Below are 15,115 nucleotides of genomic sequence, written 5' to 3'. Positions count from 1 at the left end.
GAATTGGCGAATAAGAATGTGCTCATCATCGGTGCGGGGGGCGTGGCGCAGGTCACGGCCCATAAAGTTGCGCAATGGGCGGGCGAATTTGGCGATCTGCATATCGCCAACCGCACCCAGTCCAAGGCCGATGACATCATCGCAAGCCTGCGCGACAAGGGGCACGATATGCCCTTTACCAGTCATGCATTGGACGCGATGGACTCGGATGCGGTCGAGGCGCTGATCCGCAAGGTCGACGCCGGAATCGTGATCAATGTGGGCACTGCCTTCATCAATATGACCGTGCTGGAAGGCTGTATCCGCACCGGTGCCGCCTATATCGACACGGCCATCCACGAAGATCCTGCAAAGGTCTGCGAAACACCGCCGTGGTATGCCAACTATGAATGGAAGCGCCGCGAAGACGTGGCCAAAGCCGGCATTACCGCCGTGTTGGGCGCGGGTTTCGATCCGGGCGTTGTGAACGCCTATGCCCGTCTGGCCGAGGATGAGTATTTCGACAAGATCGACAGCATCGATATCGTCGACATCAACGCCGGTTCGCATGGCCGCTGGTTTGCCACCAACTTCGACCCCGAAATCAACTTCCGTGAATTCACCGGCACCGTCTATTCGTGGCAGGGCGGCGAATGGAAGACGAACAAGATGTTCGAGGTTGGCCGCGAATGGGATCTTCCCGTCGTCGGCAAACGCAACGCCTATCTGTCGGGCCACGATGAGGTTCACAGCCTTGCTGCCCGTTACAAGGACGCCGATGTGCGCTTCTGGATGGGCTTTGGCGAACATTACATTAACGTCTTCACCGTGCTGCAGAACCTTGGCCTGCTGTCCGAACAGCCCGTCAAGCTGGCCAATGGTGATGAAGTGGTGCCGCTGAAGGTCGTCAAGGCAGTGCTGCCCGATCCCGCCAGCCTTGCGCCCGATTACGAAGGCAAAACCTGCATCGGCGATCTGGTCAAAGGCACCCGCGACGGCAAACCGGGCGAGGTGTTTATCTATAACGTGGCCGACCACAAGGACGCCTATACCGAGGTCGGCAGTCAGGGCATCAGCTTTACCGCCGGTGTCCCCCCCGTTGCGGCCGCGATCCTGATTGCACGCGGTCCGTGGGACGTAAAAAAGATGGCCAACGTCGAGGAGTTGCCCGCGCGGCCGTTCCTTGAACTGCTGGGCGATATGGGATTGCCGACCCGCGTCATCGACGCAACCGGTGATCACGCCATCTGATCGCGACCGATCTTTGACCTCTGCCAGCGGCGGGCCGGAACATCCGGCCCGCCGTTCGCGTTCGCACCCGAATGACAAACGCCAGATGCGTTGGGGGACGCGGCGTCAATCGGGGGTCATATATGCCAAGTCCAAACGGACATCTTTTTCCGCGCGTACCTGTTAAGGAACACAGCTCGGTGCCACGTATGGCCAATTGGGCCATTATCGGAATATTCCTAGTACTTGCGTTTTCTGCCCTTGCGGCGGGACGCGATTTTCTGATGCCAGTCACAATGGCAATCCTGCTGTTCTTTGTTTTCACGCCCTTCCGGCGCTTTGCCAGACGTCGCGGAATTCCTGACGCGGTAACTGCGCTGATTGTCACAGTCTCGATTATGCTGGCGGTGGCTGTTCTGGCCTATGCTGCCAGCGGGCCGATCAGCCGCGCCATGAACAATATGCCGATCATCAGCCAGCAGCTTGAGGCGAAATTCGACAGCGTTCGCGATTCCATTTCAGATTTGCGCGACGCGGCGCAACGCATCGACGAGGCACAGCAAGTCGGGCCAGAGGATGACAGTTCAACCGCCATCAAGGTCGAAGAAAGCGGTTCGACCACCCTTGGCACGGTCGTGAAATCCGCACCTTTGTTGCTGGGCCAGACGTTTTTCACGCTGATCCTGTTGTTCTTCATGATCGCATCAGGGGATTTGCTGTATCTGAAGATCGTCCAGAGCTTTGACCGGATGCGCGACAAACGCGGTGCCTATCTGGCACTGCGTGAAATCGAGGATTCGCTTGGCAACTATCTGGGTGCCATCACCATCATCAACGCAGGTCTTGGTCTGGTCATCGGCCTTGCCATGTTCGCATGGGGAATGCCCGGTGCCTTACTGTTCGGGATGGGGGCCTTTGTTTTGAACTTCATCCCCTATTTGGGGGCCATCACAGGGGTCGCGATTTCAGGGCTGGTGGCACTGGTCGTTATGCCGGGGCTGTTCTGGCCGGGGATGGTGGCGCTGACCTATCTGGGGCTGACCTCGCTTGAGGGGCAGATCATCACGCCCTATTTCGTGTCGCGCCGCTTGCAGATGAACACGGTCGTCGTGTTTCTGGCCGTCGCCCTTTGGGCGTGGTTGTGGTCGGTGCTGGGAATGGTGATTGCCGTGCCGGTTCTGGTTGTTCTGCGCGTTCTGGCCGATCATGTTCCCGGTTGGGAAAAATTCGGCAACTTCCTTGCAGGTGACGAACCGCCCGCGCTGGAAGACGACGATCAGGAAGACGCCCGCGATCTGGTCGAGGCAGGTGCCGAGGCCGAGGATGAAACCGCTGCCCGCGCCGTCACTGCCGAAGTCGCACGCACCCATGGCGCACCCGACGCGGTCGATCCCTGAACGCAGAACGCGGGCCGCATGTGCGACCCGCGTTCCGGTATTTCTGTAATGGCGTGATCAGCCTGCGGGCATGGTCGGGGCGACCTGATTAACGGCAGCTTCGATCTGTTTGCAGGTCTCTTCGACATTGCTGTTCTGGCTGGCAGCTGCATCGGCCAGCGACATCTCGGCCTCACCGATAGAGACGGTGCCTGCCTCGCCCTTTTGTTCGGCGGCGGCACCGGCTTCCGCATCCTCGCCGGGCAGCATGCCGACCAGCTTGGATTGCGATTCAATCGCTTCCTCGCCCGAGAAGCCTTCTGCGTTGCAGTATTTCAAAATTCCCAGCTGGTTGCGGGCGGCCTGATATGTGGCAGCACTGTCCATCGTCTGTGGCGCTTGCGGCTGCGCTTCCGGCGCATCTGCGGTTTGTGCCAGAACGGCGACAGGTGCGGTCAGTCCAAGGCCTATGGCCAATGCGATATGGCGGATCATGCGATTTCTCCTTTTCCGTCATTGTCGCGCCCGCTCCACCTGATGGCGTCGGGGCGCTTGGTTAGGAAGCTAGGGTGCCTGAACGGGGAATTCCCGTGCAAAATAGTCAGGGCAACATCTGCGGCAAAAGCCTGCCATTTCGGCAGGATTTAGGACGTGGCTTTCGGCAGGTTCCGGCCATGGACCCGCCACATCGGTCCATTTCCAGCACGTTCGGGTGAGCATCACGTGATCAGCAAGGTTGCAGTCAATGGTGATGGAACAAAACACCGCCCCATATGCGTTGCCCCGCCAATCAATGACGGAGAACGCAAATGCTAACATTTCCAATCAAGACGCTGATACTGGGCGGCAAGACTGCCGTCCTGTCCACTGTGCTGGCTGGGGCGGCGCTGGCGCAGGCAGATGTCGTGTCCACTCCACAAGGCAACGACGTGCTGGTGCCGGATAGGGCTGTGGACGCGGAACATTCCAAAGGTCTGGAATGGGCCAACGGTCTGCCAGTGCTGGAAGAGGTCGATAATAACGACGCAATTATCCAGACGATGATTGCCCAAGGCTTCACAGATCTGAAAATCACCCGCAAAGGTCCGACGCTGACCATCACCGGACAGCGTGAGGGCGTACCGACGGAATTGGTCTATAGCACTGACAATGGTCAGCTGAAGTCTGTCGATGGCGTAGAAATCGTTGACCGCGAACCCTCGATTGCGGATCGGGCGATGGACAATGTTCCCGAAAACGCCGGTCACGGCGGCTTTGCAGAGCCCTTGGATGATCCGCATACAGCCGGCCATGACCCGATCGGCACGGGAACCGACGCGGGTCTGGATGTGGGACATGACGCGTCAGAGTCCGCAACAAACTAAATCCAAGCACAAAAGGCGGTCCTTCCGGTCTGCCTTTTGTCGTCAGAGCAGGCCTGAATACACCGCCAGCGATGTGGCGATGGTCCATCCCAGTGCCAATGTCGTGCTGTAAACCCAGTTCCACCTGACCCCGACCATAAAGGGTGATCGTCCTACAACTGCCCCTGCATAGGCGACGGTGGTGATAAAAGGCGAAAAGCACATCACTGCTGACCAGACCCCGATCAGCGCCACAGCAATGGCAACATCCGACAGACCCGCAATGCCCAGCTGGGTGCCAAGGCTGCCCATAACCGATGCGGTAATGATGGGATTGATACCGATACAGGCCAGTCCGAACAAGGTAACCGCAAAAATCCAGATGACGGGCAGGGCGGTCAGATGCAGATCGGTGGCCAATATGCGGATCGCCTCGGTCGGCATCACCTCGACCACCAGCACCGACAACAGACCGGCTGATGCGAAGACCCCCAGTTCGGATGCTGCCAATGGAAAGCGCGACACAGCCTGACGGACCACATTTCCCGTGACACCGATGGCATTACGTCCACCCGTCCATGCCGCCCACCCAAGGCTATAGCTTGGAACCACCAGCAACAGCGATTGCTGGAATGACAAGATGGTCAAGGCATTCAGCGCAATCACCGCCACACCCAGCAGCCCGACATGCGTCAGCAACAACCAGACCGCCCGTCCATCGGCGGGATCAGGTGGTGACGCCGGAGGCGCCACGTTGCGCCCGCGCGGTGCGGTCACCCGATCCAGCACCCAGCCATAGCCCGCGCAAACGAATGACAGGGCAAAACCAAGCGGCGCGAAATCCAGATAATCGAGTTCGGGCATCGACAGCAGCAGGGAATTCACCGCAAAACCCATAGGCGACCACAATGCGACCAAAGCAAAGCCGCGGGTTACGGCCAGTGTCATGCGACGGAATTTAACCTCTTGCAGGTCAGGGGGAAGATGGGCCGAATTCGTGGCCATTGACCGCATTGCCATATCCAGCAAAATCGCCAGCCCGCCAAGATTGATCAGCGTGCCGAAGATATGCCCGCCGAAATTCAGCGCCAGATACCGCCGCCCCGGTGGCTGGGCTGTCAGATATTTGCCCGCCCGCTCGATTTCCGGGGCAACAGCGGCGGCGGTCCGGAGAACGCCCAACAGTGCCAAAAGCGAGGCCAGAAAAATCGCCCGTTCCAGCGCCAGCGCAAAGACATGCGAACCGACCCCTTGGATCAGGGCCTCCACCATCAATATCATCGCCAATGCCATCGGGACAAAACTGACAACGGTCAGTTGTCGCCATGTCGTCGCAAAGAAGACGACAAGCGCAAGCCCCCCACCGAATGCCAACAGATCCGAGGCATGAAAAATCTGGAACAACGCTATTGCAATCAGGACCGAGATGCAGAGGCGGGCAATACGTTCGGGCATAACGGTTATCAATCCGGCCAAATCGGAAGTGTGCGGTGAAATACATCTGAACCATCCATGACCACGACGAAAAAAGCCAGATCACGAACTGTCGCGCAGCTTTCCAGACAACAGCGAAAAGGGAAAGGCCGCATCATCCAATATATCAATTAAGGAAATGGTGACCCCGAGTGGATTCGAACCACTAACCTGCCCCTTAGGAGGGGGCTGCTCTATCCAGTTGAGCCACGGGGCCGTCTTTGGCACGTTTAGCGGTGCAAGGCAGGGTTTGGCAAGCGGGCTGATGTATCGTGTGGTTGTCGCTGCTGAATGGTTTCGCTAACATCCTTTGACGCAATCCCCCAGCAACTGGCACCCCATGATCCCTACACGCCCGCGCCGCCCTCTGACCCTTCGTGACGTGTCCGAGGCTTCGGGCGTCTCCGAGATGACCGTCAGCCGTGTGCTGCGCAACCGCGGCGATGTATCGGCGGCGACGCGGGAAAAGGTTCTGACAGCGGCCAAGATGCTTGGCTATGTCCCCAACAAGATTGCAGGGGGGCTGGCAAGCCAGCGGGTGAACCTGATTGCGGTGGTCATTCCGTCACTGTCGAATCTGGTCTTTCCGGATGTGTTGGGCGGGATATCAGCCGAACTGGATGACACGGGCCTGCAACCGGTGATCGGCGTCACCAATTATTCCCCCGCGCGCGAGGAAATGGTGCTTTACGACATGCTGTCATGGCGGCCGTCAGGGGTTATTCTGGCGGGGCTGGAACACAGCAAGGCCGCCCGCGCCATGTTGCAAAACAGTGGCATCCCCGTGATCGAGATTATGGATGTCGATGGCGAAGGCATCGATACGCTGGTCGGTATTTCCCATGTGCGGGCAGGTCGCGAAATGGCCGACCGCATTCTGGCCGCAGGTTATCGCCGCATCGGGTTTGTCGGCACCCATATGCCCGAAGACCATCGTGCCCGCAAACGCCTGCTGGGCTTCGAGGAAGGTCTGGCCCGTGCCGGTGTCCAGCTTGAGGCGCGCGAATATTATCAGGGCGGATCATCCTTGCTGAAAGGGCGTGAACTGACAGGGCGTATCCTGTCACGGGCACCCGATCTGGATTTCCTCTATTACTCGAATGATATGATCGGGGCGGGGGGGCTGCTGCATTGTATCGAACACGGCTATGACGTCCCGGGCCGGATCGGGCTGGCGGGCTTCAACGGTGTCGATCTGCTGGACGGTTTGCCGATGCGTCTGGCGACAACCGATGCACGTCGGGTGGATATCGGTCGTCGCGCGGCGCGTCTGGTGGCGGGCAAGGATGTCGGGCGGGATGACCGGATCATCGCCCTGACGCCGACCTTTATTCCGGGTGATACCATCCGTGATCCGCAGTCGCGCACCCCCTTGGACCGCGACATTCCATCCTGATCACGCGCCTTGTGGCGCAGGCGGCTTGTGCCTATCTGTTGCGGATGGATATTCCGTTTGTCAGCCGCTTGATGTCCCGCCGGCCGCGTATCGTGGTCATTCGCCTTTCCGGCACCATTGGTGGATCGGGCAGGGGGGGCGGTCTGAACGACGCCGCCCTTGCCCCCATGATCGAACGCGCCTTTCGCAAGGGAAAACCCGTCGCGGTGGCGCTGGTGATCAATTCGCCCGGTGGATCGCCCGTCCAGTCATCCCTGATTGCTGCGCGTATCCGCAGGTTGTCCGATGAAACCGGCGTACCGGTCCATGCCTTTGTCGAGGATGTGGCCGCATCGGGGGGGTATTGGCTGGCCTGTGCTGCGGATCAGATCTGGGCGGATGACAGTTCGATCCTTGGATCGATCGGGGTGATCTCGGCGGGGTTCGGGTTCAACCAGCTGATCGACAAATGGGGCATCGAACGGCGCGTCCATACAGCGGGGACGTCGAAATCGACATTGGACCCCTTCCGGCCCCAGAGCCCCGAAGATGTGGCCCGCCTGCATGCCATTCTTGAACCGATCCATCAGGCGTTCAAGGACCATGTCAGCACCCGTCGCGGCGCGCGGTTGGCCCCTGACCGCGACCTGTTCACCGGCGAATTCTGGGCGGGACGAGAAGCTGTCCGGCTTGGGCTTGCTGACGGGATCGCCCATCTGGTGCCCAAGATGAAGGCGCTTTACGGCAAAAAGGTCAGCTTTCAGAACCACGGCATCCGCAAACCGCTGTTCCGCCGTCTTGGCCTGTCCGCCGAGGCACTGATTGATGCAGCCGAAGAACGTGCCGCCTTCCAGACCTTCGGTACCCGGGGATGAGTGTGCGTATCGTTCTTGTCTTCCTGTTGGTTATGGTTGTCATGGCGCTTGTGCGCGGTCCGGCCTTTCGCCGGACGTTAAAGAAATATCTGGGGATCAGTCCACGTGATCGTTGACATTCTGTTGGTGCTGGGCGGCCTTGCGTTGCTGGTGTTCGGGGGCGACCTTCTGGTCAAGGGCGCTGTCAATCTGGCGCTGCGGTTAGGAATTACCCCGCTGGTTGTGGGGCTGACAGTCGTGGCCTTTGGCACATCGGCGCCGGAATTGCTGGTGTCGCTTTCGGCGGCCCTGAACGGGTCCAGCGGCATCGCCCTTGGCAATGTGGTCGGATCGAATATCGCCAATGTCGTGGTGATCCTTGGCTTTACCTCTCTTGTGTCGGTGATCGTGACTAAGGGGCACGACCTGCGCGAAAGCTGGGCGATGATGATGGGCGCTTCGGTCCTGTTGATCGCCTTGGCTGCGACAGGGCAGATCGGCATGTTTGGGGGCATCATCTTGCTGCTGGCGCTGGTTGCCGTTCTGTGGCGGCAATTGTCCACCGGACGCGTCGATGACGATGAAATCGAAGGCGCGGAACCCGGCGCCAAAGGCCGGAAAATCGCCCTATGGCTGGGCGGTGGTCTGGTTGCGCTGCCCTTGGGGGCGAACCTTCTGGTCAGCGGGGCCACGCAGATCGCGCAGGAATTCGGCATCAGCGATACGGTGATCGGCCTGACGTTGGTGGCCATCGGAACGTCATTGCCGGAACTGGCAGCCTCGGTCGCTTCGGCGGTACGGGGGCGGGCGGATATGGCGCTTGGCAATGTCGTGGGGTCGAATATCTTCAATATTCTGGCGATCCTTGGCATCACCTCGATCGTGACACCGCTGTCGATCCCGCCCGAAATGCTGCGGCTGGACCTTTGGGTCATGCTGGGGACGTCGCTGCTGATGGCACCCTTCCTGTTCAAAGGCATCGTAATATCACGCCCAGTCGGGGCGGTGTTTCTGGCGCTTTACGGGGCCTATGTCTGGGTGCTGCTATGACCGTGGCTTTGGTGACCGGTGCGGCCAAGCGGCTGGGTCGGGAAATGGCGCTGTATCTGGCGGGGCGGGGCTATGACGTCGCGATCCATTATGCCGGATCGCAGGCGGATGCCGAACAGACTGCGACTGATGCCCGCGCCCTTGGGGTGAAGGCCCACACCTTTCAGACCGATCTGCTGGATACAGAAGCAACGCAAGATCTGGTGCCGCAGGTGGCCAAAGCGATGGGTCAGTTGCAGGTGCTGGTCAACAATGCCTCGATCTTTGATTACGACAATATCCACAGCGCAACGCTGGACAGCTGGGACCGGCATATCGGGTCGAACCTGCGCGCGCCTTTCCAGCTGATACAGGCCTTTGCAGCCCAGGCGCCCAAGGCCAAGGCCGATGAAAACGGTGAACCGCAGGCGCAGGGGCTGGTGGTCAATATGGTCGATCAGCGGGTGCTGAAACCAACGCCGGAATTCATGACCTATTCGCTGGCCAAGGCGGGCCTGTGGTCGCTGACGCGCACTGCCGCACAGGCATTGGCCCCAGGGATCCGTGTCAACGCCATCGGACCGGGCCCGACGATGATCGGCGCGCGGCAAAGCCAGCAGCATTTTGATGCACAACGCGCCAGCACCATCCTGAAGCGCGGGTCCGATCCACATGGCATTACGCAGGCACTTGGCTATTTTCTGGATGCGCGCGCGGTCACCGGCCAGCTGGTCTGTGTGGACGGCGGGCAACATCTTGGATGGCAGACCCCCGATGTCATTGGCCGCGAATAGGACCGAAGCGGGCCTGTCCCCGCATCTTGTCCACCAAAGGGGGTCAAGCGCCTATATCTTGCGGGTGGATGGGGGTAAATCTATCCACAATCGGCCCGAATAATAATTATACAATAAAATCAACACCCTCAGAATATGCCTGTTTTGTGGGCAAATTCACGGAACTGTAACGTTTGCTGGGCGACTCGGTGGTCCCACACAGGCCACCCACAGAATTATCCACAGATTCCGTGGAAAGCTTTCATCTTGCGCGGCACCTCAGAACTTGCAGAGGCGACCCAGAATCACTTTGTTAACGCCATGACCCAGAAAACCGGCCACGCCCTGATCCAGGATTATCTTCGCACCATCGACGGCAGCCCCGGCGTGTACCGGATGCTGGATGCCCAACAGGCGGTGCTTTATGTCGGCAAAGCGCGTGATTTGCGGGCGCGTGTGTCCAATTATGCACGGCCCTCGGGGCATTCGGGGCGGATTGCGCGGATGATCCGTGAAACCGCCAGCATGATGTTTCTGACCACGAATACCGAAACCGAAGCGCTGCTGCTGGAACAAAACCTGATCAAGCAGCTGAAGCCCCGCTATAACGTGTTGTTGCGCGACGATAAGTCGTTTCCCAATATCCTTGTGGCCAAATCGCATGATTATCCACAGATCAAGAAACACCGCGGTGCACGGTCGGAAAAGGGTGATTACTATGGTCCCTTTGCCAGCGCGGGTGCCGTCAATCGCACGCTGACCCAGTTGCAGCGGGTGTTTTTGCTGCGCAATTGCACCGACAGCACCTTTGAATCGCGCACCCGTCCCTGCCTGCTGTTCCAGATCAAGCGGTGCAGCGGTCCCTGTGTGGGGCGGATCAGCGCGCCTGATTATAATGCGCTGGTCAATGATGCCGAACGCTTCCTTCAGGGCAAATCGACGACCATCCAGGCCGATCTGAAAGCCGAAATGGCCAAAGCAGCCGAGGAGATGGAATATGAACGCGCCGCAGCCCTGCGCGACCGCATCAACGCCTTGACCGCCGTGCAATCGGTGCAATCCATCAACCCGAAGGGCGTGGCCGAGGCGGATATCATTGCCCTGCATATGGAAGGCGGGCAGGCCTGTGTTCAGGTGTTCTTTATTCGTGGCAACCAAAGCTGGGGCAACCGTGATTTCTATCCGCGTCTGGGCGGGGCGGAATCCGCGGATGAGGTGATGCAGGCCTTTATGCTGCAATTCTATGATGACAAGCCGCCCCCGCGGCAGATCCTGCTGTCCCATGCTTTGGAGGACCCCGATCTAGCCAGCGATGTCCTGTCGGAACGCGCCGGTCGCAAGGTCGAGGTTCTGGTCCCCCAGCGGGGCGAAAAGCTGGATCTGGTGGCCAATGCCCTGCGCAACGCCCGCGAAAGCCTTGCCCGCCGCATGTCCGAAAGCGCGACCCAGTTGCGCCTGCTGGAAGGTGTGGCCGAGGCTTTTGATCTGCCCGCCGCCCCGCGCCGGATCGAGGTTTATGACAACAGCCATATCATGGGCACGAATGCCGTCGGCGGGATGATCGTCGCCGGTCCCGAAGGGTTCATCAAAAGCCAGTATCGCAAGTTCAACATCAAAGGCACCGAGATCACGCCCGGCGATGACTTCGGCATGATGAAAGAGGTTCTGACCCGGCGCTTTGCCCGCCTGCTGAAAGAAGACCCCGACCGCCAGTCCGAAGCATGGCCCGACCTGCTGCTGATCGACGGCGGCGCGGGGCAGGTATCGGTCGTGGCGCAAATCATGGCCGAAATGGGGGTCGAGGATATCGCCATGATCGGCGTCGCCAAAGGTCAGGACCGCGATCACGGCAAGGAGGAATTCCACCGCACGGGCCAGCGCCCCTTCGCATTGGGGATGAACGACCCCGTGCTGTATTTCCTGCAACGCCTGCGGGACGAGGCGCACCGTTGGGCCATTGGCACCCATCGCGCCAAACGTGCCAAGGCCGCCATGTCGAATCCGCTGGATGAAATTGCGGGGGTCGGTGCGGCGCGGAAAAGGGCGCTGTTGACCCATTTCGGCAGTGCCAAGGCGGTGGGTCGCGCCGGTCTGGCCGATCTGCAGGCCGTTGACGGCATTTCTGCGGCGATTGCGCAAAAGGTTTATGACCATTTCCACGTAAAGGGCTGATCCATCGACAAGTTGATCGACAAGGCCGCCTTGCCTCTTTCAAACCGGCGCAGCACCGTCTAGCTTGCGGTCATGCGTTGGACCCTGCCTAACATATTGACCCTCATGCGTCTTTGCGCGGCCCCGGCTGTGCCATTGATGTTCCTGTATTTTCAACGACCATGGGCGGATTGGGCGGCACTGGCGCTGTTCCTGCTGGCCTCGGTCACCGATTGGTTCGACGGGTATCTTGCCCGCGCCTGGAAACAGGAAAGCCGCTTTGGTGCCGCGATGGACCCGATTGCCGATAAGGCGATGGTGGTGATCGCGCTGGTGGTGATTGCCGGTTATTCGGGAATGAACCCGTGGTTGATCCTGCCCGTGACCATCATCCTGTTCCGCGAGGTTTTCGTATCCGGCCTGCGCGAATTTCTGGGTGACCAGTCGCGCAAGCTGGCCGTGACCAATCTGGCAAAGTGGAAAACCACGCTGCAGATGGTGGCCATCTCGGTGCTGTTTCTGGGGACGGGGCTGTCCTATGTCGAACATGGCCAGCCGCCGCGTGTGGGTGAAACCGGCATCATCTGGGCGTTCAGCCTTGATGCCATTGCCAATCATATCGGGTTGATCCTGATCTGGATTGCCGCCGGACTGACCGCATGGACCGGTTGGGATTATTTCGTCAAGGCGTTGCCTTATTTGCGGGGGCCCAAACATGACGCTTGAGGTTCTGTATTTCGCATGGCTGCGCGAACGCGTCGGCCAGCCGCGTGAAACCGTGACCAGCGATGCAGCGACCGTTCGCGAACTGGTGGCCGATCTGGCGGCGCGGTCTGACGGACATGCGGCGGCATTCGGCGATATAGCGGCGTTGCGCTGCGCAGTGGACCAGCAGCTGGTCGATCTGGACACAGCCATCGCCAATGCACGCGAGGTGGCATTTTTTCCCCCGATGACCGGCGGTTAACGCAATGTCGGCCCGTGTCCAGACAGCCCCTTTCGATCTTGCCGCCGAAATGGACGGCTTTGGCGCAGGGGCGGGTGCCATCGTCACCTTTACCGGTGTGGTGCGCGACGATACCGGCCAGATGGCCGCGTTAGAGATTGAACATTATCCCGGCATGACCGAGCGCGCTTTGCAGGATTACGGCGATGCTGCCGCACAGCGGTTCGAACTGGCCGATTGGCGGATCATCCACCGTCATGGCCGCGTTCGGGTCGGTGAAACGATCATGATGGTCGCCACCGCCGCCCGCCACCGCCACGCGGCCTTTCAAAGCGCCGATTACCTGATGGACTGGCTGAAATCGCGCGCCCCGTTCTGGAAGCGCGAAATCGGTCAGGACGGATCGGCAAATTGGGTCGATGCCAAAGCCAGCGACGAGGATGCGCTGGACAGGTGGTAACGCCCCCGACCCCAAGGGCAGGCGCATGATCCGGTCCGAATTGCGGCAATGGATGGCCCACCACTCGGAAGTGCTGGTCTTTGCGGGGGTCTTCCTGATCGGGCTTTATATTGCGCTTTCGGGTGGATGGTTTCTGGCCGCTGTCGGTGCCTGTGTGATGTTGATCGGCGGCGTGCTGGCCATCAACGCATTTCGTCGCAATCCCTTCCGCCGACCCGTCTCCGCCCCCGGCGTGGTCGAGGTCGTGGAAGGCGCCATCCGTTACTATGGTGCAACAGAGCGCGGAGGAGAGATTGCCCTGCGCGATCTCTCCGAAATCCGCCTGATGCGCGTTCAGGGGCAGGCACATTGGCGTCTTCGCAGCGTTTCAGCCGAGGCTTTGCTGGTTCCGGCGGATGCTTTGGGGGCATCGGCACTGGCGGATGCCTTTACCGCATTGCCCGGTCTGGACATGGGCATGGTGTCGGCAGCACTGGCGCAAGTGGCGGATCAGAAAGACGCAATTCGCACAGTTTGGCGCCGACCTTCCTGACGCGTCTTGACTTGCGGGGGCACGATTGCCACCTGTGACCGAACAAGCAAACGCCAGAGAGGCCTCAGACCCATGTCCATTCCACAGCAGGGCGGAGGCCCCATCGAACATCGTGACCAGCTGGCCGAATATATCGCCAGCGGTGAAAAACCCAAAGACCAGTGGCGTATCGGAACGGAACACGAAAAATTCGGCTATGACGACGCGCAGAAAATGCCGCTGCCGTACGAGGGTAAAACCTCGATCATGGCAATGCTGGAAGGTCTGCGCGACCGGTACAACTGGACACCGGTGCTGGAGGCCGGAAACCTGATCGGTCTGGAACGCGACGGCGCGAATGTCAGCCTTGAACCAGGTGGCCAACTGGAACTGTCCGGCGCGCCTTTGGAAACCATCCACCAGACCTGCGACGAGGTGAACGGCCATCTGGCCGAAGTGAAAGCCGTCGCCGCCGACATCGGTGCCAGCTTTATCGGTCTGGGCGCAGCACCGATCTGGGGGCAGGACAAAGTGCCGATGATGCCCAAGGGGCGCTATCGCCTGATGACCGACTATATGGGCAATGTCGGCGCGCTTGGCACGCAGATGATGTACCGCACCTGCACGGTTCAGGTGAATCTGGATTTCGCGTCCGAGGCGGATATGGTCCAGAAGATGCGCGTCGCCTTGGCCTTGCAGCCGGTTGCGACGGCGCTGTTCGCCAATTCGCCCTTCCTTGACAACAAGCCCAACGGCATGAAGTCGTGGCGTGCCCATATCTGGCAGAACCTTGATGCGGCACGCACCGGCATGCTGCCCTTCGTCTTCGAGGATGGCTTCGGATACGAGGCCTGGGTCGATTACGTTTTGGATGTGCCGATGTATTTCGTCTATCGCGACGGGAAATACATCAACGCGCTTGGCCAGAGCTTCCGTGATTTTCTGAAAGGCCAGCTGCCCGCCCTGCCGGGCGAGGTTCCGACCCTGTCGGATTGGGCCGATCACATGACGACCGTCTTCCCCGAAGCCCGCGTGAAGAAATACATTGAAATGCGCGGTGCCGATGGTGGCCCGTGGCGCCGCCTTTGCGCGTTGCCGGCGCTGTGGGTCGGGCTGACCTATGACCAGCAGGCGCTGGATGCGGCAAGCGATCTGATCAAGGGCTGGGACGCCGAAACCCGCGAAGGTCTGCGCGTGGCGGCGGGGCGTGACGGATTGCAGGGGCAGGTGGGTGATATCAACCTGCATGACCTGTCGCGCGAGGTTCTGGCCATTGCAGAACAGGGTCTGAAGAACCGCGCCCGCCCCGGCAATGACGGGTTGGTGCCGGATGAGACGCATTTCCTGAATGCACTGAAGGAAAGCGTGGACAGCGGTAAAGTCCCCTCGGACGAATTGCTGGAGAAATATCGCGGCGAATGGGCCGGTGATCTTTCCAATATCTATGACGAATATTCGTATTGAGCCCTGATTGCGTCCCGCGACAGGCGGGGGGCCAGCCCCCCGCACCCCCCGCCCGCGCACAGGATGCACGGTAAGGTGAGAATAGGGCGGCTTGAATTGCCTGCGGCTTGGTGGCACCTCGGTCGGGGAATGACCGGAGTGGGGTGCGGGT

15 protein-coding genes and 1 tRNA gene are annotated in these 15,115 nt (G+C 60.0%); 13 read left to right on the top strand and 3 right to left on the bottom strand.

Features of this window, described 5'->3' with window-relative positions; translation table 11 throughout:
- Positions 1-3: 3 nt before the first annotated feature.
- On the top strand, positions 4-1,230 hold the full coding sequence (locus DWB67_RS03910; RefSeq protein ID WP_119806226.1) for a saccharopine dehydrogenase family protein: 1,227 nt from the start codon (positions 4-6) through the stop codon (positions 1,228-1,230).
- A 188-nt stretch (positions 1,231-1,418) separates the two neighbouring features.
- The gene (locus tag DWB67_RS03905) at positions 1,419-2,606 is read left to right on the top strand and encodes an AI-2E family transporter (protein WP_255418559.1); all 1,188 of its coding nucleotides are present in this window, start codon (positions 1,419-1,421) and stop codon (positions 2,604-2,606) included.
- 57 nt (positions 2,607-2,663) lie between these two features.
- Here DWB67_RS03905 and DWB67_RS03900 read toward each other — a convergent pair whose 3' ends face one another.
- On the bottom strand, positions 2,664-3,080 hold the full coding sequence (locus DWB67_RS03900; protein WP_119806224.1) for a pore-forming ESAT-6 family protein: 417 nt from the start codon (positions 3,078-3,080) through the stop codon (positions 2,664-2,666).
- 314 nt (positions 3,081-3,394) lie between these two features.
- Here DWB67_RS03900 and DWB67_RS03895 point away from each other — a divergent pair, with 314 nt between their 5' ends.
- Positions 3,395-3,949: a hypothetical protein gene (locus DWB67_RS03895; RefSeq protein WP_119806223.1), complete on the top strand. Its 555-nt coding sequence runs from the start codon at positions 3,395-3,397 to the stop codon at positions 3,947-3,949.
- Between the two features lie 42 nt (positions 3,950-3,991).
- Here DWB67_RS03895 and DWB67_RS03890 read toward each other — a convergent pair whose 3' ends face one another.
- Positions 3,992-5,383, bottom strand: a complete 1,392-nt coding sequence (locus DWB67_RS03890; RefSeq protein WP_119806222.1) for a hypothetical protein — start codon at positions 5,381-5,383, stop codon at positions 3,992-3,994.
- A 158-nt stretch (positions 5,384-5,541) separates the two neighbouring features.
- A tRNA-Arg gene (locus tag DWB67_RS03885) sits at positions 5,542-5,618 on the bottom strand.
- A gap of 123 nt (positions 5,619-5,741) precedes the next feature.
- Between DWB67_RS03885 and DWB67_RS03880 the strand changes: the two genes are divergently transcribed.
- The 10 genes from DWB67_RS03880 to DWB67_RS03835 all read left to right on the top strand — a co-directional run bounded on the left by DWB67_RS03880 (position 5,742) and on the right by DWB67_RS03835 (position 14,964).
- Entirely contained in the window at positions 5,742-6,797 is a 1,056-nt protein-coding gene (locus DWB67_RS03880; protein WP_119806221.1) for a LacI family DNA-binding transcriptional regulator, read from the top strand.
- 71 nt (positions 6,798-6,868) lie between these two features.
- Positions 6,869-7,651 (top strand): S49 family peptidase, encoded by a 783-nt coding sequence (locus DWB67_RS03875; protein WP_370453564.1) that lies wholly within the window; start codon positions 6,869-6,871, stop codon positions 7,649-7,651.
- A 105-nt stretch (positions 7,652-7,756) separates the two neighbouring features.
- Positions 7,757-8,680, top strand: a complete 924-nt coding sequence (locus DWB67_RS03870) for a calcium/sodium antiporter (protein ID WP_119806219.1) — start codon at positions 7,757-7,759, stop codon at positions 8,678-8,680.
- Positions 8,677-9,453 carry an SDR family oxidoreductase gene (locus tag DWB67_RS03865; protein WP_119806218.1) on the top strand — a complete coding sequence of 259 codons (777 nt, stop codon included), beginning with the start codon at positions 8,677-8,679 and terminating at the stop codon, positions 9,451-9,453. Before DWB67_RS03870 ends, DWB67_RS03865 begins: the two co-directional genes overlap by 4 nt.
- A gap of 300 nt (positions 9,454-9,753) precedes the next feature.
- Positions 9,754-11,604: an excinuclease ABC subunit UvrC gene (uvrC, locus tag DWB67_RS03860; protein ID WP_119806514.1), complete on the top strand. Its 1,851-nt coding sequence runs from the start codon at positions 9,754-9,756 to the stop codon at positions 11,602-11,604.
- A gap of 72 nt (positions 11,605-11,676) precedes the next feature.
- Positions 11,677-12,309 carry a CDP-diacylglycerol--glycerol-3-phosphate 3-phosphatidyltransferase gene (gene pgsA / locus DWB67_RS03855; RefSeq protein ID WP_119806217.1) on the top strand — a complete coding sequence of 211 codons (633 nt, stop codon included), beginning with the start codon at positions 11,677-11,679 and terminating at the stop codon, positions 12,307-12,309.
- Positions 12,299-12,550 (top strand): molybdopterin converting factor subunit 1, encoded by a 252-nt coding sequence (gene moaD, locus DWB67_RS03850; protein ID WP_119806216.1) that lies wholly within the window; start codon positions 12,299-12,301, stop codon positions 12,548-12,550. Before pgsA ends, moaD begins: the two co-directional genes overlap by 11 nt.
- A gap of 4 nt (positions 12,551-12,554) precedes the next feature.
- A complete protein-coding gene (locus DWB67_RS03845) occupies positions 12,555-12,989 on the top strand; it encodes a molybdenum cofactor biosynthesis protein MoaE (protein WP_119806215.1) in 435 nt (144 codons plus the stop codon).
- A complete protein-coding gene (locus DWB67_RS03840) occupies positions 12,970-13,521 on the top strand; it encodes a hypothetical protein (RefSeq protein WP_182911483.1) in 552 nt (183 codons plus the stop codon). The genes DWB67_RS03845 and DWB67_RS03840 overlap by 20 nt, the downstream gene beginning before the upstream one ends.
- Positions 13,522-13,593: 72 nt before the next feature.
- Positions 13,594-14,964, top strand: coding sequence for a glutamate--cysteine ligase (locus tag DWB67_RS03835; protein ID WP_119806213.1), 1,371 nt, complete (start codon positions 13,594-13,596; stop codon positions 14,962-14,964).
- Positions 14,965-15,115 lie beyond the last annotated feature (151 nt).

This window comes from Paracoccus sp. JM45, assembly GCF_003590715.1.
In the GTDB taxonomy this organism is placed as follows: domain Bacteria; phylum Pseudomonadota; class Alphaproteobacteria; order Rhodobacterales; family Rhodobacteraceae; genus Paracoccus.
The sequence above is the reverse complement of the archived record's forward strand: the minus strand, read 5'-3'. Positions and strand labels throughout refer to the sequence as shown.